This is a genomic window from Streptomyces sp. NPDC087420 (assembly GCF_044744165.1).
In the GTDB taxonomy this organism is placed as follows: Bacteria; Actinomycetota; Actinomycetes; order Streptomycetales; family Streptomycetaceae; genus Streptomyces.
Genome location: NZ_JBIUXU010000004.1, coordinates 132,865 through 154,071, shown reverse-complemented (window position 1 = coordinate 154,071; position 21,207 = coordinate 132,865). Strand labels below are relative to the sequence as shown.

The window sequence follows — 21,207 nt, the reverse complement described above, 5'->3', positions numbered from 1 at the left end:
GCGGTCGTGCTTTGTCCTCAATCGCCGGACGGGCTTGAAACAGCCCGCCCGGCGATTGCACGTCCCGCACGTGACGACTCAGGGCGGCCACATCAAGCCCGTCCGGCGATTGAGGACGGAACCGTTGCGCGCGGTCGCGTTCAGCTACCCCCGCGAGGCCAGCGCCAGCGTACGGCGCGCCGCCGCCACGATCGCCGCGTCGACAAAGCGGCCGTCCGGGAGCGACTGCGCTCCCCCCTCGCGGGCCGCCGCCTCCACGACCTCCTCCGCCGCCTCGATCTCCCGCGACGTCGGCAGATAGGCCCGCTCGATGACCGGCAGCTGGCGGGGATGGATCGCCGCCCGGCCCAGGAACCCCATGGCCCGCCCGTGCGCGCAGGACGCCGCCAGCCCCTCCAGGTCCTGGACGTCCGGGAACACCGACTGGGCCGGCGGCGCCAGCCCCGCCGCGCGGGCGGCCACCACGACCCGGCCGCGCGACCAGTCGAGGCCGGAGTCGTCCCGTACCCCCAGATCCGCCCGCAGGTCCGACTCGCCCAGCCCGATGCCCCGCACCGCGGGATGCGCGGTCGCGATCGCGTACGCGTGCTCGACCCCCATCGCCGACTCCAGCAGCGCGTACAGCGCCGTGTCCGGCGTCCTGGCCGCGATCCGGTGGATGTCGGACGCGTGGGTGACCTTGGGGAGGCGGAGCCCCGACAGCCCGGGGAGCCCGGAGAGCGCGGCGGCGTCCGGGCCGTCGTCGATACGGACATGGACCGGCGTCGCGTGCGGCTCGGAGAGGAACTCGGCGGTCGCGGCGCGCGCGTGCTCCTTGCGGTCCGGGGCCACCGCGTCCTCCAGGTCCACGATCACCACGTCCGCGCCCCGCGACAGCGCCTTCGCCATCACCTCGGGCCGGTCGCCGGGGACGTACAGCCAGGTCAGCGGGATCGTCACAGCGCCCCCTCCGACCGCAGCGCCGCGATCTCCGGCGCCGAAAGCCCCAGGTCGGCCAGCACCGCGTCGGTGTCCGCGCCGTGCGGGCGCCCCGCCCAGCGGATGGACCCGGGCGTCTCGGAGAGCCGGAAGAGGACGTTCTGCATCCGCAGCGGGCCCAGCTCGGGGTCGGGGACCTCGGTGACGGTGTCCAGCGCCCGGTACTGCGGGTCCTCCATGACGTCCCGGATGTCGTAGACCGGCGCGATCGCCGCCTCGGCCTTCTCGAACGCCGCCATCGCCTCGTCCCGGGTGTGCCGGGCGATCCAGCCGCCCACCGCGTCGTCCAGGACGTCCGCGTGCTCCGCCCGGCCCCCGCCGGTGGCGAACCACGGCTCGGCGGCCAGCTCGGGCCGCCCCACCAGGCGCATCACGCGCTCCGCGATGGACTGCGCGGACGTGGAGACCGCGAGCCAGGAGCCGTCGGCGGTCCGGTAGGTGTTGCGGGGGGCGTTGTTGCGGGACCGGTTGCCCGTACGCGGCTGGACGTAACCGAGCTGGTCGTACCAGAGCGGCTGAGGTCCGAGCACGGTGAGGATCGGCTCGATGATCGCCAGGTCGACCACCTGGCCGCGCCCGGTCGCCTGGCGGCCGGTGAGCGCGGTCATCACCGCGTACGCCGTGGCCAGCGCCGCGATCGAGTCGGCCAGGCCGAACGGCGGCAGGGTCGGTGGCCCGTCCGGTTCACCGGTGATCGCGGCGAAACCGCTCATCGCCTCGGCGAGCGTGCCGAAGCCGGGACGGTGGGAGTACGGGCCGAACTGGCCGAAGCCGGTGACGCGGGCCAGCACCAGCCGGGGGTTGGCGGTCGACAGCTCCTCCCAGCCGAGGCCCCACTTCTCCAGCGTGCCGGGCCGGAAGTTCTCGATGACGACGTCGGCCCCGGCGGCCATGCGCAGGAGCAGGTCACGGCCGCCGGGCGTGGACAGGTCGAGGGTGACCGTGCGCTTGTTGCGGCCGAGCAGCTTCCACCACAGGCCCACCCCGTCCTTGGCGGGACCGTGTCCCCGGGAGGGATCGGGCCGGGTGGGGTGCTCGATCTTGATGACGTCCGCGCCGAAGTCGCCGAGCATCGTGGCCGCGAGGGGGCCGGCGAAGAGCGTGGCGAGATCGAGGACGCGCAGGCCGGCGAGGGGGGCGGGGGAGGGGGCGGTGGGGTCAGGCGCGGGGGTGGTGTCGGGTCCCGGCGTGGTGGCGGGGGTCGCTGCGGTGGTCATGAGGCCTCGATCTCGGTGCGGTACGGCATGGAGGTGGACGCCCCGGGGCGCTGGACGCACAGCGCGGCGGCGGCGGAGGCCCAGCGCAGGGCCTCGGGCAGAGGCCGCCCCTCGACCAGCGCGACGGCGAGGGCGCCCACGAAGGTGTCGCCCGCCGCGGTGGTGTCGACGGCGGTGACCTGGGGAGCGGGTACGAAGAGCGGTTCCGTCGTCCGGGACGCGTGGAGGCTGCCGGCCCGGCCCAGGGTGATCACCACCTCGGGGACCTGCCGGAGCAGCGCCTCGGCCGCCGCGTGCGGGTCCGCGATCCCGGTGAGCACGGCAGCCTCGTGCTCGTTGGGCACCAACAGGTCGGTGGCGGCCAGCAGTTCGGGCGGCAGGGGCTGGGCGGGGGCCGGGGTGAGGACGGTCCGCACGCCGTGGCGGCGGGCCGCCTCCGCCCCGGCGACCACGGCGCTCAGGGGGAGTTCGAGCTGGAGGAGCAGCGCGTCGGCCAGGGCGATGAGGGCCTCGTCGCCGGGGCCGAGGCCGGTGACGGTGCCGTTCGCGCCCGGGATGACCACGATGGCGTTGCCGCCGTCGTCGTCCACCACGATGTGCGCGGTGCCCGAGGCGCCCTCGGCGGTGCGCAGGAGGTCGGTGTCGACACAGGACGCTTTGAGCGTGTGCCGCAGCACCGTACCGAAGTCGTCGGAGCCGACCGCGCCGATCATCGCGACGGAGCCGCCCGCGCGGGCGGCGGCGACGGCCTGGTTGGCGCCCTTGCCGCCGGGCACGGTGACGAACTCCCGTCCGGTGACGGTCTCCCCGAGCTTGGGCGCCCGGGCCGTGTACGCGACAAGATCCATGTTGGTGCTGCCGAGCACCACGATGCCGGTCATGGGTGGGGGGCCTCCTCGGGGGCGGGCGCCGGTGCGGCGAGTTGGTGGGTGATCTCGGCGAGGGTGTCGAAGCCGATGCCGTCGAAACCGCCGACGGAGGTGGCGAGGCGGTTCTTGAGCGGGGCGGTCCAGCGTTCCGGCAGCCGGTCCGGGTGGCCGGCCAGCAGCCCGGCGACGGAACCGGCCGTCGCGCCGTTCGAGTCGGTGTCCCAACCGCCCGACACGGCACGGCAGATGGAGCCGGTGAAGTCGCCGTCGGCGTGGGTGAGGGCGGCGGCGAGCAGGGCCGTGTTCGGGACGACGTGGACCCAGTGGTAGTGGCCGAGGGCGGAGTGGAGGAGGTCGACGACGGGTTCGAAGTCGGTACGGGCGTGTTCCCCGGCGACCGCGATGCCGAGGCGGACGGCGTCGGCGAGGCGGGAGCGGGGCGGTACGACGGAGAGCCCCGCGCGCAGGCAGGCGTGCACGTCACCGTCCGTACCCTGACCCTGACCCTGACCCTGACCCTGACCCTGACCCTGACCCTGGCCTGCGGCGGAGGCGATGGTGGCGGCGACGAACATCGCGCCGTAGACACCGTTGGCTGTGTGGGTCAACACCGCGTCCCGGTAGGCCTGTTCGGCGGCGGCCGTGGGATCGCCGGGGTGGGTCCAACCGTGGACGTCGGCCCGGATGGCCGCCCCGATCCACTCGCGGAACGGGTTGTGGTGGACGGCGGTGCGCGGGGGCTCGATCCCGTGGAGCAGATTGCCGTACGCGACCCGCTCGGCCGTGAACGTACGCCCGGCGGGCAGCTCGTCCAGCCAGAGCTTCGCGGCCTCGGCGGTCGTGAACTCCCTGCCGTGGCGCTGGAGGAGGAGCAGGTTGAGGAGCGGGTAGTTGAGGTCGTCGTCCTCGGGCATCCCGTCGATGTTCTCGGCGAGCGAGGTCGGCGCGGAACGCCGGTTCCACGGGTAGGCGGCGGTGAGTTCGGCCGGTACGCCCTTCGCGGTGAACCACGAGCGCAGGGGCCAGTTGCCGGTGGCGGCGGCGAGGGCGCGGATGCCGGCGAGGGGCAGCTTCTCGACGGGTTTGCCCAGCAGACAGCCGGCGGCCCGGCCGAGCCAGGCGGCGTGCAGTTGGGCGACGGTGACGGGGGAGGGCCGGGCGGGGCCCGTGTTCGCGGTCGTGTGTACCGGTCGGTCGGGCGCCTCGGGGTGGGCGCGGGTGGCGGGGGCGGTGCGGGTGAACGTATCGGTGGCGGGACCGGCGGCGGGATCCGTACGGGGGAGCGCCTCGGTGGCGTGTGGCGCCGGGGCGCTGTGGGCCGGGACGGCGGTGGGTGCCGGTGTCGCGCCGAACACCTTGAGGTCCTGGGGGCCGCAGGCGGTACGGGGTGGGACGTCGGCCAGGGGATGTGTGGGGGCGCCCGCCCCGGCGGGCGCGTCGGCCGGAGGTGGTGTGCCGTGGGCGCCTCGACCAGGGGACCACGCCGCGCACATCGCCCTGATCCCGGCCAGGTCCGTCGGCTCGTACACCGCCAACGGCGACTCCAGCAGGGCCAGTTCGTCCAGCAGCTCCTCCGCCAGCGCGCGCAGGCGCGGGGTCGCGGCGGCCGGGGACGCGCCCGCGCGGGGCGGGGCCGGGTGGCCGCCCGCCTCGTGCCAGCGCCGCTCGATCTCCGTGGCGTCCCGGCCGTCCCGTGCCGCCTGGGCCAGCTCGTGGCCGATCAGGTCCTCGGGCTGGACCCACGTCAGGCGCAGGTCGCCCGCCCCGCTCATCGCCGGCCCGCTCGCCGCCGCCCCGCTCATCGCCGGCCCGTTCATCGCTGCTCCGTCAGGCGGGCGAACGCGCTCTCGTGGGCGCGGCGCCGTTCCGTGTCCCGTGCGAACACCTCGTACGCCACCTCCGTCAGCACCTGCGCCGGCGCGTGCAGGTCGAGACGGCTCGCCTCGGCCACCCGCTCCACCCATTCGGCCGGCACGGCGGCCTCGCCGCCCAGCGCCCCGGCGATCGCGCCGCCCATCGTCGCGATGGAGTCGCAGTCGCGGCCGTAGTTGACCGACCCCAGCACCGTACGGCGGACGTCGCCCCCGCCGATGAGCAACATGCCCAGCGCCACGGGCAGTTCCTCGATCGAGTGCAGCCGGGACGGGCGGCGGGCGCCGAGGGAGGGGGCGCGGTAGTTGGGGCCGACGGTGTCGAAGGGCGCGACCGCCTCGCGCAGCCCGCGCAGAGCGGACTCCGCGTCACCGTGGCACGCGGCCACCTCGCACACCGCCTCGATCGCCGCGCGCGTCCCGTCCTTCGCGAGCGCCAGGCACGCCTCGACGACCGACGCGGGCGTGGCGCCCGGCAGGCACGCCGCCGCGACCGCCGCCGCGAACACCCCGGCGGCCTCGCGCCCGTACGACGACTGGTGGGCGCCGGCCACGTCCAGCGCCTCCGCGTACGCCGCCGCCGGGTGCGCGGCGTTGACCAGGCCGACCGGCGCCATGTACATCGCCGCCCCGCAGTTGACGATGTTCCCGGTGCCGGCCTCGCGCGGGTCGACGTGTCCGTAGTGCAGCCGGGCGACGATCCACTTCTCCGCGAGGAAGATCCGCTGGAGGGGGAGCGCCTCGGCCTCCAGCTCCGGGATCCAGCGGGGGACGGACATCAGGTCGGGGACGAGGTGCTCGGCGACCGCGTACGCGTCGAGGTGGTCGCGGACGGTCCCGTACACCCGGACCAGCGCGTGGGTCATCAGGGTGTCGTCGGTGACGTGGCCGTCGCCCTTGTGGTACGGCGCGATGGGGCGGGCGGTGCGCCAGTCCTCGTTCCACGGGCCGACGATGCCGGTGACCCGGCCGCCGTGCCGCTCGACGATCTGGTCGGGGGAGTACCCCTCGACCGGGCCGCCGAGCGCGTCGCCGACGGCCGCGCCGAGCAGGCAGCCGGTGACGCGGTCAGCGAGGGTGGGGGTCTCCGCGCCCGTCGCGGAGGGGGTGGGGGGTGTGCTCAGGGTCGTCATGTCGGTCGTCATGTCGGAATTGTCCACCCGGAGAGGCCAGTTCCGTGTCTGCCAGCAGCCCGGCGAGTTCGATGAGATCGATGCCGGCGAGGCGGGGGAGCGCGCAGCCCGCGAGCGTACGGCAGGCGTCCCGCCAGGCGGCCGGTACGGCGTCGCCGCCGCCGAGCGCGCCGGTCAGCGCGCCGGCGAGGGCGGGCGCGGAGTCGGCGACCCGGGAGAGGCACGCGGCGGCGGGCACCGCGCCGGTCACGCGGCCCCGGGCCGCGACGGTGAGGGCGAGGGCGACCGGGACGGTCTCGGCGGCGGCGATGCCGTAGCTGTAGACGTGGTCGACGATCTGATGCTCCAGCAGGGGGACGAGGGCGAAGGCGCCGGCCTCCTCGTCGGCGTTCTCGTCGGAGAAGGACTGGGCGAGTTTGAGGGCGTGCCGGGCGTTGCGGCCGATCTCGGTGGTGCCGGGGAGCTGGGCGAGCGCGGCCTCGACGGCGGCCTCCACGTCACCGCCGCCGAGGGCGGTCGCCACGGCGGCGGCCATGGCACGGGCGCCGTGGACCCCGTCGCCGTCCTGGGTGTACCGGGCGTCGAACTCGGCGAGTTCGGCGGCGGCGGCCGGGTCGCCGGGGTGGACGACCGCGAGGACGACGGCCCGTACGCACGCGGCGTCGTCGAAGTAGTGCGGGTTGTCGTGGCCGGTGGCGGGCGGGCGCAGCCCGGTGGCGAGGTTGCCGAGCCCGGCCCGTACGGAGATCCGGGCGCGCAGCGGCAGCACGGCGGACTCGACCTCGGGGGCGCGGTCGGCGGCGGCGGCGATCTCGCTGGCGAGGGAGTTCCAGGCGAGGTCGACGGCGGCGCGCATGCGCCGGTCGGCGCCGAGGCCGTGGAAGAGGTCACCGGCGGCGGTGAGGACGGCCCCGGCCGTGAAGGCGGCCCACTCGGCGTCGTCGGAGGGGCCGAGCCGCAGGGGCTCGGGGGGCTGGTTGAGGGCGATGGGGACGGGGAGGGTGGTGGTCGCGTTCTGCTCGGCGAAGGTGTCGAGCTCCCGGGTGAGCCGCCGGGTCCACTCGGGCATCCGGGCGGCCCGATGCCGCGCGGCGGGCCACCCGGCGGCGTCCCCGGCGGCGAGCCCGAGGAGGAGCCCCTCGATGCGCCGGACCCCGCCGGGCGCCCGGCGTGGCGAGTCCTCCACGCGCCCCCTGGCGCCCGGGCGGCCCGGGCGGGGCCCGGCGCCCGCGTCGGTGCTGGTGTCCGTGTCCGTCCCGGGGTCCGGGTCGGGTTCCGTGTCCGTGCCGGTCCCGGCGTACGCGTCCGATCCGGTGCTCGCGCCCGTGCCTGGGCAGGTGCCTGTGCCCGCGCCCGGTCCGACGCCTGTGCGGGTACGTGCACCCGTCCCCGTACCCGTACCTGTGAGGGTGTCGACACCCTCACCTGCGTCCGATCCGGCGCCGGTGCGCGTCCCCGCGCCCGTGCCGGTCTCCCTTCCCCCACCGGGGTCCGTACCGATGCCGGGTGACGGGCGGCCGTCCAGGACGGCGCTGTCGCGCGGACCGTCCGGCAGGAGCACCCCGGGGGCACCCCCGGACGCGGCCAGCGGTTCGGCGTACGTTCCCGGCCCGGACGGCCCGGACGGCCCGGACGGCCCGGACGGCCCGGACGGCCCGGACGGTCCGGACGGTCCGGACGGCCCGGGCATCCCGGCCCCAGGCGCCCCGGACGCGGTCCTTCCCGCGACGGCGGGCCCCGCCGGGGCCCGCCGCGTGGACCCCGGCGTGTCGAGTCGTCCCGTGCCCCGGGCCCCGCCCGGGTCGTTCGGTGTCATGACGGTCGTGCCTCTTCCTCGTCCGGGGTGAGCAGGTCCGCGATGTCCAGGACGTGGTAGCCGCGCATCGAGGGCAGGCAGCTGCCCCGTACCGGTCCGATCGCCGATGACCATTCCGTGGGGATGGCCCGCGCCCCCGAGAGCGCGCCCGCCAGCGCCCCCGCCACCGCCGCCGTCGTGTCCGCGTCGCGGCCCATGTTGACCGCCGTGAGGACCGACGTACGGAAGTCGCCGCGCGCCGCCGTGAACGCGCCGAAGGCCAGGCCCACCGCCTCCGGCGCCAGGTCCGTCCAGGGGTAGCCGCCGATGACCACCGACGAACGCACCGCGCGCTCCCTCGTCAGCGTGTCCGGGTACTCCCGCCGCGCCGCCACCACCCCGCGCCGCAGGGTGCGGGCCGTCCAGGAGTCCATCGGGATCACCGAGAGCGCCGCGGCGACCACCGACGCCGGCCCCGCCCCCGTCATCGCGGCCGCCACCCCCGCCGCCACCGCCCGGCCGCCGTAGATGCCCTCGCCGTCGTGGCTGACACTGCCGTCGACCGAGACCAGCCGCGCCGCCTCCTCCGGGCGCCCCGCCGCGAACACACCGAAGGGCGCCGCGCGCATCGCCAGGCCGTCGCTCCACGCGTGCCGGTGCTGCGCCGTGATGGGGGCGGCGAGGCCGCGGCGGAGGTTCTCCAGCGTGCCGCGCTCACTGAAACCCGCCCCCCGGAACGGGCCCTCGTCCAGGTCCGCCAGCCAGTGGTGCCAAGCCTTCTCGACGTGCGCGACGGTCAGCGCCGAGCCGTGCCGGGCGAGCAGCAGCCCGGAGAAGATGGCGTACTCCGTGTCGTCCGTACCCGCCGGGTTGTCCGCGACGAAGCCCTCGATACGGCCCCAGCGGCGGCGGATCTCGGAGGGCCGCATGTTCTCCGCGGGGGCTCCGAGCGCGTCGCCGATCGCGAGGCCGAGCAGTGCGCCTCGCGCCCGGTCGCGGAGCACCGCGGCCTCGTCGCGAGCCGGATCGCATGCAATCAGCTCCATCGGTGGCCGCCCTTCCGCGCACAACGAGCCTGTTCCTGCCATCTGTGCCACGTACACGGCCCCGGGAGTCTGAGAAACGTCGCTGTCACCCGGCTGACACCAGGTCGGGTGGCGGAAGGGCGCCCGCCGTGGGGAGAGGCGGCCGCCGAAACCGTGCGAAAGCGCTGGTAAGTACGGCCTTCCTTGCTGGCGGGCGATGTTTTTCGTGCGTACTTTCGAACACCTGGAGGGGTGGACGCCGGTCCGGCACCGCCCGGCACCCGCCCGGTCCACCGCTGCGAAAGCCGCGAAAGACGCGAAAGCCGCGAAGCCGCGAGCGCTGTGAAAGAGGAGAAGCATGTCCGTCATCGACACCGAGGCCACGCTCCACGAGGCCCACCGTGACAATCACACCCACCGCGACGTGAACGGCGGCTGGCTGCGTCCCGCGGTGTTCGGCGCGATGGACGGACTCGTCTCGAACCTGGCGCTGATGACCGGCGTCGCGGGTGGCGCCGTCTCCCACCACACCCTGGTGATCACGGGCCTCGCGGGCCTCGCGGCCGGCGCCTTCTCGATGGCCGCCGGGGAGTACACCTCCGTCGCCTCCCAGCGGGAACTGGTCCAGGCCGAACTGGACGTCGAACGCCGTGAGCTGCGCAAACACCCCACCGACGAGATGGAGGAACTGGCCGCGCTCTACGTATCGCGCGGGGTGGAACCGGCGCTCGCCCGCGAGGTGGCCCAGCAGCTGTCCAAGGACCCCGAGCAGGCGCTGGAGATCCACGCCCGCGAGGAACTGGGCATCGACCCGGACGACCTGCCGTCCCCGACCGTCGCCGCCGTCTCGTCGTTCGGCTCCTTCGCGCTGGGCGCCCTGCTGCCCGTCCTGCCGTACCTGCTGGGCGCCACCGCCCTGTGGCCCGCGCTGGTCCTGGCGCTCGTCGGGCTCTTCGGCTGCGGCGCGCTGGTGTCGCGGGTGACCGCCCGCAGCTGGTGGTACGGCGGCCTGCGCCAGCTGACCCTGGGCGGAACGGCCGCCGCCCTGACGTACGGACTGGGCGCGGCCTTCGGCGCCGCACTCTGACCACAGGGGGGACCCCGCTGACCTGCCCTGTGACCGATCTCCCGGGCCCGGTGCCGACCCCTCACCCACCCGGAATGAGACACTGGTATGAGCGCCTCTCCCACAGTCGTTACCCGGCGGTTTCGAGTCCTTAATGACCGGGCATGACCCCTGGGCGCCGCGGGCAACGATGCCTGCTCCGCAGCTGCCCGGCGGGCGACGATCTGTCCGTCCGTGCCCCACATCCGCCGCTACGCGCGGTGTCCACATGTTGGAATGCGCTATCCGCTTCCTGAGAAGCCGCCCATCATGTAACCTGCACGAAATTTCTTGGAGGGCCAGCGTCGTCCCTCGGTTATCGCATATGCCACGACGACGACGGGAGTGCCAATGCGTTCCGACGCCTGGTCGCCCATGGACGGTCGCCCCGCCCCGCAAGGGATGTACGACCCCCGTAACGAACACGACGCCTGTGGTGTCGGGTTCGTGGCCACCCTTACCGGTGTAGCCAGCCACGCACTGGTGGAGCAGGCGCTGACCGTACTGCGCAATCTCGAACACCGTGGTGCCACCGGCTCCGAGCCCGATTCCGGTGACGGCGCCGGCATCCTGCTCCAGGTCCCGGACGCCTTCCTGCGCGAGGTCACCGACTTCGAGCTGCCCGAGCCCGGCGCGTACGCCGTCGGCATCGCCTTCCTGCCCGCCGACGACGCGACCGACGCCGTCTCACGGCTCGAGACGCTCGCCGCCGAAGAGGGCCTGAACGTCCTGGGCTGGCGTGACGTCCCCGTCGCCCCCGGACTGCTCGGTGCCACCGCCCGCTCGACGATGCCGGCCTTCCGCCAGCTCTTCGTCGCCGACGGTACGAGCACGGGCATCGCCCTCGACCGCAAGGCGTTCCTGCTGCGCAAGCGCGCCGAGCGGGTCGGCGGGGTGTACTTCCCCTCGCTCTCCGCCCGCACGATCGTCTACAAGGGAATGCTCACCACCGGCCAGCTGGAGCCGTTCTTCCCCGACCTGTCCGACCGCCGGTTCGCCACCGCGATCGCCCTGGTCCACTCCCGCTTCTCCACCAACACCTTCCCGAGCTGGCCGCTCGCCCACCCGTACCGCTTCGTCGCGCACAACGGCGAGATCAACACGGTCAAGGGCAATCGCAACTGGATGAAGGCCCGCGAGTCCCAGCTCGGCTCCGACCTCTTCGGCGCCGACAAGCTGGAGCGGATCTTCCCCCTCTGTACGCCGGACGCCTCCGACTCCGCGTCCTTCGACGAGGTCCTCGAACTCATCCACCTCGGCGGCCGGTCGCTGCCGCACTCCGTGCTGATGATGGTTCCCGAGGCGTGGGAGAACCACGACTCCATGGACCCCGAGCGCCGCGCGTTCTACCAGTTCCACGCCACGATGATGGAGCCCTGGGACGGGCCCGCCTGCGTCACCTTCACCGACGGCACCCAGGTCGGCGCGGTCCTCGACCGCAACGGACTGCGCCCCGGCCGCTACTGGGTGACCGACGAGGGCCTCGTCGTCCTCTCCTCCGAGGTCGGCGTCCTCGACATCGACCCCGCGAAGGTCGTCCGCAAGGGCCGCCTCCAGCCCGGCCGGATGTTCCTCGTCGACACCGCCGAGCACCGCATCATCGAGGACGACGAGATCAAGGCGTCCCTCGCCGCCGAGAAGCCGTACAAGGAATGGCTGGAGACCGGCGAGATCGAGCTTTCGGACCTCCCCGAGCGCGAGCACATCGTGCACACCCACGCCTCCGTCACCCGCCGCCAGCAGACCTTCGGCTACACCGAGGAAGAGCTGCGCGTCCTCCTCGCGCCCATGGCGCGCAGTGGCGCCGAGCCGATCGGCTCCATGGGTACGGACTCCCCGATCGCCGCGCTGTCCGCCCGTCCCCGGCTGCTCTTCGACTACTTCACCCAGCTCTTCGCGCAGGTCACCAACCCGCCGCTGGACGCCATCCGCGAGGAGCTCGTCACCTCGCTGCGCTCCTCCCTCGGCCCGCAGGGCAACCTGCTGGAGCCGACGGCCGCGTCCTGCCGCAGCGTCACACTGCCCTTCCCGGTGATCGACAACGACGAGCTGGCCAAGCTCGTACACATAAACGCCGACGGCGACATGCCCGGCATGAAGGCCGCGACCCTCTCCGGCCTCTACCGCGTCAGCGGCGGCGGCGAGGCGCTCGCCGCCCGGATCGAGGAGATCCGCGCCGAGACCGACGCCGCCCTGGAGAGCGGCGCCCGGATCATCGTGCTCTCCGACCGGCACTCCGACGCCGAGCACGCCCCGATTCCCTCCCTGCTCCTCACCGCCGCCGTGCACCACCACCTCATCCGTACCAAGCAGCGCACGCAGGTCGGCCTGCTGGTCGAGGCCGGCGACGTCCGCGAGGTGCACCACGTCGCGCTCCTCATCGGGTACGGCGCCGCCGCCGTCAACCCGTACCTCGCGATGGAGTCCGTCGAGGACCTGGTCCGCGCGGGCACGTTCATCGAGGGCCTGGAGCCCGAGCAGGCGATCCGCAACCTGATCTACGCGCTCGGCAAGGGCGTCCTCAAGGTCATGTCCAAGATGGGCATCTCCACCGTCGCCTCCTACCGGGGCGCGCAGGTCTTCGAGGCCGTCGGCCTGGACCTGGACTTCGTGGAGAAGTACTTCAACGGCACCGCCACCAAGATCGGCGGCGCCGGGCTCGACATCGTCGCCGAGGAGGTCGCCGCCCGGCACGCCAAGGGCTACCCCGCCTCCGGGATCTCCGCCAGCCACCGCAAGCTGGAGATCGGCGGCGAGTACCAGTGGCGCCGCGAGGGCGAGCCGCACCTCTTCGACCCCGAGACGGTCTTCCGCCTCCAGCACGCCACGCGCTCCCGCCGCTACGACATCTTCAAGAAGTACACGGACCGCGTGAACGAGCAGTCCGAGCGGCTGATGACGCTGCGCGGCCTGTTCACCATCGCGTCGGGCCGTACCCCGATCCCCCTGGACGAGGTCGAGCCCACCTCCGCGATCGTCCGGCGCTTCTCCACCGGCGCCATGTCGTACGGCTCGATCTCCCAAGAGGCGCACGAGACCATGGCCGTCGCCATGAACCAGCTCGGCGGCAAGTCCAACACCGGTGAGGGAGGCGAGGACGCGGACCGGCTGTACGACCCGGCGCGCCGCTCCTCCATCAAGCAGGTCGCCTCCGGGCGCTTCGGCGTCACCAGCGAGTACCTGGTCAACGCCGACGACATCCAGATCAAGATGGCGCAGGGCGCCAAGCCCGGCGAGGGCGGCCAGCTGCCCGGCCACAAGGTCTACCCCTGGGTCGCCAAGACCCGGCACTCCACCCCCGGCGTCGGCCTGATCTCGCCGCCGCCGCACCACGACATCTACTCCATCGAAGACCTCGCCCAGCTCATCCACGACCTCAAGAACGCCAACCCGCACGCCCGCATCCACGTGAAGCTGGTCTCCGAGGTCGGCGTCGGCACGGTCGCCGCCGGGGTCTCCAAGGCACACGCCGACGTCGTCCTCATCTCGGGACACGACGGCGGTACGGGCGCCTCCCCGCTCACCTCGCTCAAGCACGCGGGCGGCCCCTGGGAGCTGGGCCTCGCCGAGACCCAGCAGACGCTGCTGCTCAACGGCTTGCGCGACCGCATCGTCGTCCAGACGGACGGCCAGCTCAAGACCGGCCGTGACGTCGTTGTCGCCGCGCTCCTCGGCGCCGAGGAGTTCGGCTTCGCCACCGCGCCGCTCGTCGTCTCCGGCTGCGTCATGATGCGCGTCTGCCACCTGGACACCTGCCCCGTCGGCATCGCCACCCAGAACCCCGTCCTGCGCGAGCGGTTCACCGGCAAGGCCGAGTACATCGTCAACTTCTTCGAGTTCATCGCCGAGGAGGTCCGCGAGATCCTCGCCGAGCTGGGCTTCCGTACCCTCGAAGAGGCCGTGGGACACGCCGAGTTCCTCGACACCGACCGGGCCGTCGACCACTGGAAGGCGCAGGGCCTCGACCTGGCGCCGCTGTTCCACGTACCGGCGCTGCCCGAGGGCGCCGTACGCCACCAGGTGACGATCCAGGACCACGGCCTCGCCAAGGCCCTCGACAACGAGCTGATCAAGCTCGCCGCCGACGCGCTGGGCGCCGAGAGCGCCGAGGCCGCGCAGCCCGTCCGCGCGCAGGTCGCCATCCGCAACATCAACCGCACCGTCGGGACGATGCTCGGCCACGAGGTGACCAAGAAGTTCGGCGGCGCGGGCCTGCCCGACGACACGATCGACATCACCTTCACCGGCTCGGCCGGACAGTCCTTCGGCGCGTTCCTGCCCAGCGGGGTCACCCTGCGCCTGGAGGGCGATGCCAACGACTACGTCGGCAAGGGCCTCTCCGGCGGCCGGGTCGTCGTACGGCCCGACCGGGGCGCCGACCACCTCGCGGAGTTCTCCACCATCGCGGGCAACACCATCGCCTACGGCGCCACCGGCGGCGAGCTGTACCTGCGGGGCCGTACCGGCGAACGCTTCTGCGTCCGCAACTCCGGTGCCACGGTCGTCGCGGAGGGCGTGGGCGACCACGGCTGCGAGTACATGACCGGCGGGCACGCCGTGGTCATCGGCGAGACGGGTCGCAACTTCGCGGCCGGCATGTCCGGCGGGGTCGCGTACGTCATCGACCTCGACCCGGACAACGTCAACGCCGGGAACCTGGAAGCCGTCGAGCCGCTCGACGACGCCGACAAGCGGTGGCTGCACGACGTCGTGCGCCGCCACCAGGAGGAGACGGGCTCCACCGTCGCCGACAAGCTGCTGGCCGACTGGGACGCCTCGGCGGCCCGCTTCAGCAAGATCATCCCGACCACGTACAAGGCAGTGCTCGCCGCCAAGGACGCCGCCGAGCTGGCCGGTCTCTCGGAGACCGAGACCACCGAGAAGATGATGGAGGCGGCGACCAATGGCTGACCCTAAGGGCTTTCTCACCACGGGACGCGAGGTCGCCAGGACCCGCCCCGTCGAGGAGCGCGTCAAGGACTGGAACGAGGTCTACGTTCCGGGCTCGCTGCTCCCCATCATCAGCAAGCAGGCCGGCCGCTGCATGGACTGCGGCATCCCGTTCTGCCACCAGGGCTGTCCGCTGGGGAACCTGATCCCCGAGTGGAACGACTACGCCTACCGCGAGGACTGGACGGCGGCCAGCGAACGGCTGCACGCCACCAACAACTTCCCGGAGTTCACCGGGCGGCTCTGCCCGGCGCCCTGCGAGTCCGCGTGTGTGCTGGCGATCAACCAGCCCGCCGTCACGATCAAGAACGTCGAAGTCTCCATCATCGACAAGGCCTGGGACAGCGGTGACGTCACCCCGCAGCCGCCCGAGCGGCTCTCCGGCAAGACCGTCGCCGTCATCGGCTCGGGCCCGGCGGGACTCGCCGCCGCCCAGCAGCTGACCCGCGCCGGGCACACCGTCGTCGTGTACGAGCGGGCGGACCGCATCGGCGGGCTGCTGCGGTACGGCATCCCCGAGTTCAAGATGGAGAAGTCGCACATCAACCGGCGTATCGAGCAGATGCGCGCGGAAGGCACCAAGTTCCGCACCGAGGTGGAGATCGGCCGCGACATCGACGCGGTGAAGCTGCGCAAGCGGTACGACTCCGTCGTCATCGCCGCCGGCGCGACCGTCTCGCGCGACCTGCCCGTCCCGGGCCGCGAGCTCAAGGGCATCCACTTCGCGATGGAGTACCTGCCGCTGGCCAACAAGGTGCGGGAGGGGGACCTCACGGTCACCCCGATCAGCGCCGAGGGCAAGCACGTCGTGGTCATCGGCGGCGGCGACACCGGCGCGGACTGCGTGGGCACGGCCCACCGGCAGGGCGCGGCGTCCGTCACCCAGCTGGAGATCATGCCGAGGCCCGGCGACGACCGCGCGGCGCACCAGCCGTGGCCGACGTTCCCGATGCTCTACAAGGTGACCTCCGCGCACGAGGAGGGCGGCGAGCGCGTCTACGCCGTCTCCACCACGCACTTCGAGGGCGACGAGGACGGCAACGTCCAGTCCCTGCACCTGGCCGAGGTGGAGTTCGTGGAGGGCAACCTGGTGCGGAAGCCGGGCACCGAGCGGTCGATCCCGGCGCAGCTGGTCACGCTCGCCATGGGCTTCACCGGTACGGACCGGTCCAACGGCCTGGTCGAGCAGTTCGGCCTGGAGCTGGACGAGCGCGGCAACATCGCCCGCGACGAGGACTTCGCGACGAACGTCCCCGGCGTGTACGTCGCCGGTGACGCGGGGCGCGGCCAGTCCCTGATCGTCTGGGCGATCGCCGAGGGCCGCTCGGCGGCGCGGGGGGTGGACCGTCACCTGACGGGCGCCAGCGACCTCCCGTCCCCGATCCGCCCGACGGACCGCGCGCTGACGGTCTGAGCGCGCGGCTGTCGTTCAGCTGTCGCCGACCCCCAAGACGTCCCGTACAACGGCGTACGGGCGGTGTCGGCCCGGAGAGTGATCCCCGGGCCCTCCGCAAGGCGCGGCGCCTGCCCCCAGTCCCCGACCGGACCGCTGGCAGGCGCCGTGGCATGTGGCTACGCGTCTCCTACATCCCGCCGCCGGTCAGCGCGGACGACTTCAGCACCACCAGGACGAGCAGCACCGCCAGCGTGCTCGCGCCGGCCGCCACCTGCATCGCGGTCCGGTGCTTCGCCGGGCTGTACGCGAGGGCCAGCGTGACCACTCCGCCCGTCAGCAGACCGCCCAAGTGGCCTTCCCACGAGGTGAACCCGGCGGAGATCACCATCCAGATCAGGAACCCCGCCATGAAGCGGTTCACGGGGGCCATGTCGTGGCCCAGCCTGCGGTGGGTGACGTAGAACGCCGCCGCGAGCCCGAACAGCGCGCCCGACGCGCCCACCGTCGTGTCCTGCGGCGCGATCAGGTACACCAGCACGGAACTGCCGACCGCCGACAGCAGATACACCGTCAGATACCGGGCCCGGCCCAGCTGTTCCTCCGCGAAGCGGCCCAGCGTCCACAGCGAGAACATGTTGAAGACGATGTGCATGATCCAGAAGGTGCCGTCGGCCGGGGACTTGTGCAGGAAGGCGCCGGTGACGAGCCGGTACCACTCACCGTCGACCACCCCCACGGTTCTCAACTCGGGGAACTCCGGCCCGTACAGGTACCACGCCCCGTCCGGACCCACGCTCGCCGCGCCCAGCATGCCGAACCGGTCGACAAGATCGGGCCGCGCCAACTCCCCCAGATAGACGAGGACGTTGATCACGATCAGCGTGATCGTCACCACCGGGGCGGACAGCCCGGACACCCGCCCACCGAACACGGTCCGCGCCTGCCTGACCGACCGCTGCCCCTCCCGTACGCACTCCACACAGTGGTGGCCGACCGCCGCCTCCCGCATGCAGTTGGGGCATATGTACCGGTCGCACCGCGTGCAGCGCACGTGGCACTCGTACTTGGGATGGCGATAGCACGTGGTGACAGCGGCCTCCATGGCCGTCTCCTTCGGGCGGGGCGGGCGGGAACGTCTCGGCCGGTGGGGCGGCGCCGATCAAGTTAGCGAACCCCACCGACACGAGCCACCCCACCGCACCGGCGCCCCCGCCAGGCACGAGGCGTACCCTCGGCGGACGCACGCCGCCCATTGAGGCAGGGGGAGTTCCATGGGTTCCGCGATCAGTCTCCGCAAGGTGGAGGAGACCGCGCCCGCGCTGGTCAGCCTCTACAAGAGCGCCGCGGTCTCACTGGAGAAACACGGCCTGGGCGACCAGCGCGCCGCCGTCTACCTCGTCCTCGACCACTCCGGCTCCATGCGGGACTACTACAAGGACGGCAGCGTCCAGGCCCTGGCCGAGCGGGTCCTCGGCCTCTCCGCGCACCTGGACGACGACGGCACCGTCCCGATCGTCGTCTTCTCCACGGACATTGACGCCGAGGCCGACATCTCGCTCGCGAACCATCTCGGCCGGGTGGACGAGATCGTCGGGACGCTGGGGCACATGGGCCGCACCAACTACCACCTGGCCATGGACGCGGTGATCGACCACCATCTGGCCGGCGGTGCCACCGCCCCGGCGTTCGTGATCTTCCAGACGGACGGGGGGCCGACCAGCAGGCTCGCCGCCGAGCGGTACATCTGCAAGGCCGCCGGCCTCCCGATCTTCTGGCAGTTCATCGGCTTCGGCGATCCGGGCGGCCGGCAGTTCGACTTCCTCCGCAGGCTCGACGAGCTCGCCGTACCGGCGAAGCGGCGGGTCGACAACGCCGGGTTCTTCCCCGCGGGCAGGAATCCCCGCCGGGTCGCGGACTCCACCCTGTACGACCGCCTGCTCGGTGAGTTCCCGCACTGGCTGCGCCGGGCCCGGGAGTTGGGGATCGTGTCATGACACCACGCGTGTTGCGTGCCGCGCGGCGGACGGTTGTGCCGTGGGAGAACGGGGGTGGGGTCACCCGGGAGATCGCGGGCTTTCCCGAGGGGGGCGGGACCGGGGGGTTCGAGTGGCGGGTCAGTCTTGCCGAGGTCGCCGGGGACGGGGCGTTCTCGGTGTTTCCCGGTGTCGACCGGATTCTGACGCTCGCCGAGGGGGACGGCATGGAGCTCACCGTCGGTGGCCGGCGGCGGGTCGTCGGGGAGCGGTTCGTGCCGCAGGCGTTTCCCGGCGACACGCCGACCGAATGCGTGCTGCTCGGGGGCCCGGTGGTCAACTTCAACGTCATGTACCGCAGGGACCGCGCGGCGGCCCGGGTGGAGGTCGTACGGGGGCGCCTCACCGATCCCGTACGGATCGACGCCCCGGGTGTCGGCGAGACCGTGCTGGTCGTCGCGCTGGAGGGGGCGGCCGCGCTCGGTGACCTCGACCTCGGGCCGTACGACGCCGTCGTACTCGGACCGGGGGCCGATCCCGTGCGGCTCAGGACCGAGGGGCGGGCGGCCGTGGTGGTGCTGCGGGCGGTGAGGTGAAGCGGTGAGGTGAAGGGGTGCTTCGGGGCGGTCTCGGCTGCCCCGCTATCCGGGCCCTTCGTTTTCTGCGTGTCGGCCTCGCTGTGCGCCGAGCGACCGTGCTAGGCTTACAAGCGTTGCAGTTTTGGTACCCATGAACTTTATGTGCGCCTGACGGAAACTCGCTCAGGCGCATTATTGTTTTTGCCGGCTTCTCCGGATGGGGCTCAATGCGGCGACGAGGAATCCGTAAAGTGCGGATTTCCGGCTCTGCACCTGTTTTAGGAGAATGACATGGCTACTGGCACCGTGAAGTGGTTCAACAGCGAAAAGGGCTTCGGCTTCATCGAGCAGGACGGCGGCGGCGCCGACGTCTTCGCCCACTACTCGAACATCGCCACCCAGGGGTTCCGTGAGCTCCAGGAGGGCCAGAAGGTCTCGTTCGACGTCACGCAGGGCCAGAAGGGCCCGCAGGCGGAGAACATCGTCCCGGCCTAGTTCCCGGACGTGTACCTCGCAGCCGGGGCTCGCACCGTGCAGGTGCGGGCCCCGGCTCGCGCTGTTCTCAGGCCGCTGTTCTCAGGCCCAGGAAGGCTTTACTGAATGACTCGCCCCGAGCGGCAGGACCGTGCTGCCAGACCTGCCGGCAAACGCCCGGTGAATTCACGTGGACAAGGCTCCGCGCGCGGTACGGCGAAGGCCCCGGCCCGCCGTGCCCCCGCCCGCCCCCAGGAATTCACTCTGCCGGAGACCCTTACCCCCGCACTGCCTGCCGTCGAGGCGTTCGACGAGCTCGACATGCCCGCCGGGCTGCTCAAGACCCTCACCGCCCAGGGCGTGACAGAACCGTTCCCGATCCAGGGCGCGACCCTGCCCAATTCCCTCGCGGGCCGTGACATCCTCGGCCGCGGCCGGACCGGATCGGGCAAGACCCTCGCCTTCGGACTCGCGCTCCTCGCCCGCCTCGCGGGCCGCCACGCCGAGCCCAAGGCCCCCCTCGCGATGGTCCTCGTACCCACCCGTGAGCTCGCCCAGCAGGTGACCGACGCGCTCACCCCGTACGCCACCGCCGTGAACCTGAAAATGGCCACGGTCGTCGGCGGCATGTCGATCACCAAGCAGTCCGGACAGCTGCGGCGCGGCGCCGAGGTGCTCGTCGCCACACCCGGCCGGCTCAAGGACCTGATCGAGCGCGGCGACTGCCGCCTCGACCAGGTGGACATCACCGTCCTCGACGAGGCCGACCAGATGGCCGACATGGGCTTCATGCCGCAGGTCACCGCACTGCTCAAGCAGGTGCGGCCCGACGGCCAGCGGATGCTGTTCTCCGCGACGCTGGACAAGAACATCGACCGGCTCGTACGGCAGTACCTGACCGACCCCGTCGTGCACTCCGTCGACCCCTCGCAGGGCGCGGTCACCACGATGGAGCACCACGTGCTGTACGTCCTGGACGAGACGGACAAGAAGGCCGTCACGACCAGGATCGCCGCCCGCGACGGCCGGGTGCTGCTCTTCCTGGACACCAAGCGCTCCGTGGACCGGCTGGTCAAGCGCCTGCTGGCCAGTGGCGTACGGGCGGCCGGGCTGCACGGCGGCCGTTCGCAGCCGCAGCGCAACCGCACGCTCGACCAGTTCAAGACCGGTCAGGTCACCGCCCTCGTGGCGACCAACGTGGCGGCCCGCGGCATCCACGTCGACGACCTCGACCTCGTCGTCAACGTCGACCCGCCCGTCGACCACAAGGACTACCTGCACCGCGGCGGACGCACCGCCCGCGCGGGGGAGTCCGGCAGCGTCGTGACGCTCGTCCTGCCCGAGCAGCGGCGGGAGATGACCCGGCTGATGTCCGACGCGGGCATCGACCCCAAGTCGGCCAGGATCAAGTCCACCGACGAGGAGCTGGCGCAGCTCACCGGCGCACGGGAGCCCTCCGGGGTGGCCGTCGTCATAGAGGTGCCCCAGCCCGTGGTCCAGCAGAAGCAGAAGCCGCGCACCGCCCGCCCCGCACGGTCGGGGTCGCGGGGGGCCGGACGTACCACCGCCGGGGGCGGCGCCCGCGCCGCCGCGGGCGGCACCGGAGGCGCGCGTACGGGCGCCGGCGGCGGGGGCGCCGGAAGCGGCGCCCGCACCGGCGGAGGAGCCAGGACCGGCGGCACCGCTGCGGGAGCCGGCAACGGCGGCCGTGGCCGGCGCGGCCGGGGTGGTGGCGGAGCCGGCGGCGAGGGCGGCGGTCGCCGCACGGCGGCCTGATCCCCCTCCACACACAGCACGACATACGGACGCCCGGCAGTGCTCACGCGCCGCCGGGCGTTCGTAC

At 72.8% G+C, this 21,207-nt stretch carries 15 protein-coding genes; 7 read left to right on the top strand and 8 right to left on the bottom strand.

Annotated features, from left to right (window positions below):
* Window positions 1-144: 144 nt before the first annotated feature.
* The 7 genes from ACIO1C_RS09290 to ACIO1C_RS09260 form a co-directional block, all read right to left on the bottom strand.
* Window positions 145-939, bottom strand: a complete 795-nt coding sequence (locus tag ACIO1C_RS09290; RefSeq protein ID WP_401860236.1) for an HpcH/HpaI aldolase/citrate lyase family protein — start codon at window positions 937-939, stop codon at window positions 145-147.
* Window positions 936-2,195: a CaiB/BaiF CoA transferase family protein gene (locus ACIO1C_RS09285; RefSeq protein WP_401860234.1), complete on the bottom strand. Its 1,260-nt coding sequence runs from the start codon at window positions 2,193-2,195 to the stop codon at window positions 936-938. The genes ACIO1C_RS09290 and ACIO1C_RS09285 overlap by 4 nt, the downstream gene beginning before the upstream one ends.
* Window positions 2,192-3,076, bottom strand: coding sequence for a ribokinase (rbsK, locus tag ACIO1C_RS09280; RefSeq protein WP_401860232.1), 885 nt, complete (start codon window positions 3,074-3,076; stop codon window positions 2,192-2,194). Before rbsK ends, ACIO1C_RS09285 begins: the two co-directional genes overlap by 4 nt.
* On the bottom strand, window positions 3,073-4,881 hold the full coding sequence (locus ACIO1C_RS09275; protein ID WP_401860229.1) for an ADP-ribosylglycohydrolase family protein: 1,809 nt from the start codon (window positions 4,879-4,881) through the stop codon (window positions 3,073-3,075). The genes rbsK and ACIO1C_RS09275 overlap by 4 nt, the downstream gene beginning before the upstream one ends.
* Entirely contained in the window at window positions 4,878-6,068 is a 1,191-nt protein-coding gene (locus ACIO1C_RS09270) for an ADP-ribosylglycohydrolase family protein (protein WP_401860992.1), read from the bottom strand. Before ACIO1C_RS09270 ends, ACIO1C_RS09275 begins: the two co-directional genes overlap by 4 nt.
* Window positions 6,004-7,254, bottom strand: coding sequence for an ADP-ribosylglycohydrolase family protein (locus tag ACIO1C_RS09265; RefSeq protein ID WP_401860989.1), 1,251 nt, complete (start codon window positions 7,252-7,254; stop codon window positions 6,004-6,006). Before ACIO1C_RS09265 ends, ACIO1C_RS09270 begins: the two co-directional genes overlap by 65 nt.
* Before the next feature lie 626 nt (window positions 7,255-7,880).
* Entirely contained in the window at window positions 7,881-8,909 is a 1,029-nt protein-coding gene (locus tag ACIO1C_RS09260; RefSeq protein WP_401860226.1) for an ADP-ribosylglycohydrolase family protein, read from the bottom strand.
* Between the two features lie 337 nt (window positions 8,910-9,246).
* Between ACIO1C_RS09260 and ACIO1C_RS09255 the strand changes: the two genes are divergently transcribed.
* The 3 genes from ACIO1C_RS09255 to ACIO1C_RS09245 all read left to right on the top strand — a co-directional run bounded on the left by ACIO1C_RS09255 (window position 9,247) and on the right by ACIO1C_RS09245 (window position 16,357).
* Window positions 9,247-9,975: a VIT1/CCC1 transporter family protein gene (locus ACIO1C_RS09255; RefSeq protein ID WP_401860224.1), complete on the top strand. Its 729-nt coding sequence runs from the start codon at window positions 9,247-9,249 to the stop codon at window positions 9,973-9,975.
* A gap of 369 nt (window positions 9,976-10,344) precedes the next feature.
* Window positions 10,345-14,904 carry a glutamate synthase large subunit gene (gene gltB / locus ACIO1C_RS09250; RefSeq protein ID WP_401860221.1) on the top strand — a complete coding sequence of 1,520 codons (4,560 nt, stop codon included), beginning with the start codon at window positions 10,345-10,347 and terminating at the stop codon, window positions 14,902-14,904.
* Entirely contained in the window at window positions 14,897-16,357 is a 1,461-nt protein-coding gene (locus ACIO1C_RS09245; RefSeq protein ID WP_401860218.1) for a glutamate synthase subunit beta, read from the top strand. The genes gltB and ACIO1C_RS09245 overlap by 8 nt, the downstream gene beginning before the upstream one ends.
* Window positions 16,358-16,526: 169 nt before the next feature.
* On the opposite strand, the gene ACIO1C_RS09240 is transcribed toward ACIO1C_RS09245, so the two are convergent.
* A complete protein-coding gene (locus ACIO1C_RS09240) occupies window positions 16,527-17,441 on the bottom strand; it encodes a rhomboid family intramembrane serine protease (RefSeq protein ID WP_401860215.1) in 915 nt (304 codons plus the stop codon).
* A gap of 169 nt (window positions 17,442-17,610) precedes the next feature.
* Between ACIO1C_RS09240 and ACIO1C_RS09235 the strand changes: the two genes are divergently transcribed.
* The 4 genes from ACIO1C_RS09235 (at window position 17,611) to ACIO1C_RS09220 (ending at window position 21,140) form a co-directional block, all read left to right on the top strand.
* A complete protein-coding gene (locus ACIO1C_RS09235; RefSeq protein ID WP_401860213.1) occupies window positions 17,611-18,333 on the top strand; it encodes a vWA domain-containing protein in 723 nt (240 codons plus the stop codon).
* Window positions 18,330-18,908, top strand: a complete 579-nt coding sequence (locus ACIO1C_RS09230) for a HutD family protein (RefSeq protein WP_401860210.1) — start codon at window positions 18,330-18,332, stop codon at window positions 18,906-18,908. Before ACIO1C_RS09235 ends, ACIO1C_RS09230 begins: the two co-directional genes overlap by 4 nt.
* 273 nt (window positions 18,909-19,181) lie before the next feature.
* The gene (locus ACIO1C_RS09225) at window positions 19,182-19,385 is read left to right on the top strand and encodes a cold-shock protein (protein ID WP_015607926.1); all 204 of its coding nucleotides are present in this window, start codon (window positions 19,182-19,184) and stop codon (window positions 19,383-19,385) included.
* A gap of 105 nt (window positions 19,386-19,490) precedes the next feature.
* Entirely contained in the window at window positions 19,491-21,140 is a 1,650-nt protein-coding gene (locus ACIO1C_RS09220; RefSeq protein ID WP_401860207.1) for a DEAD/DEAH box helicase, read from the top strand.
* Window positions 21,141-21,207 lie beyond the last annotated feature (67 nt).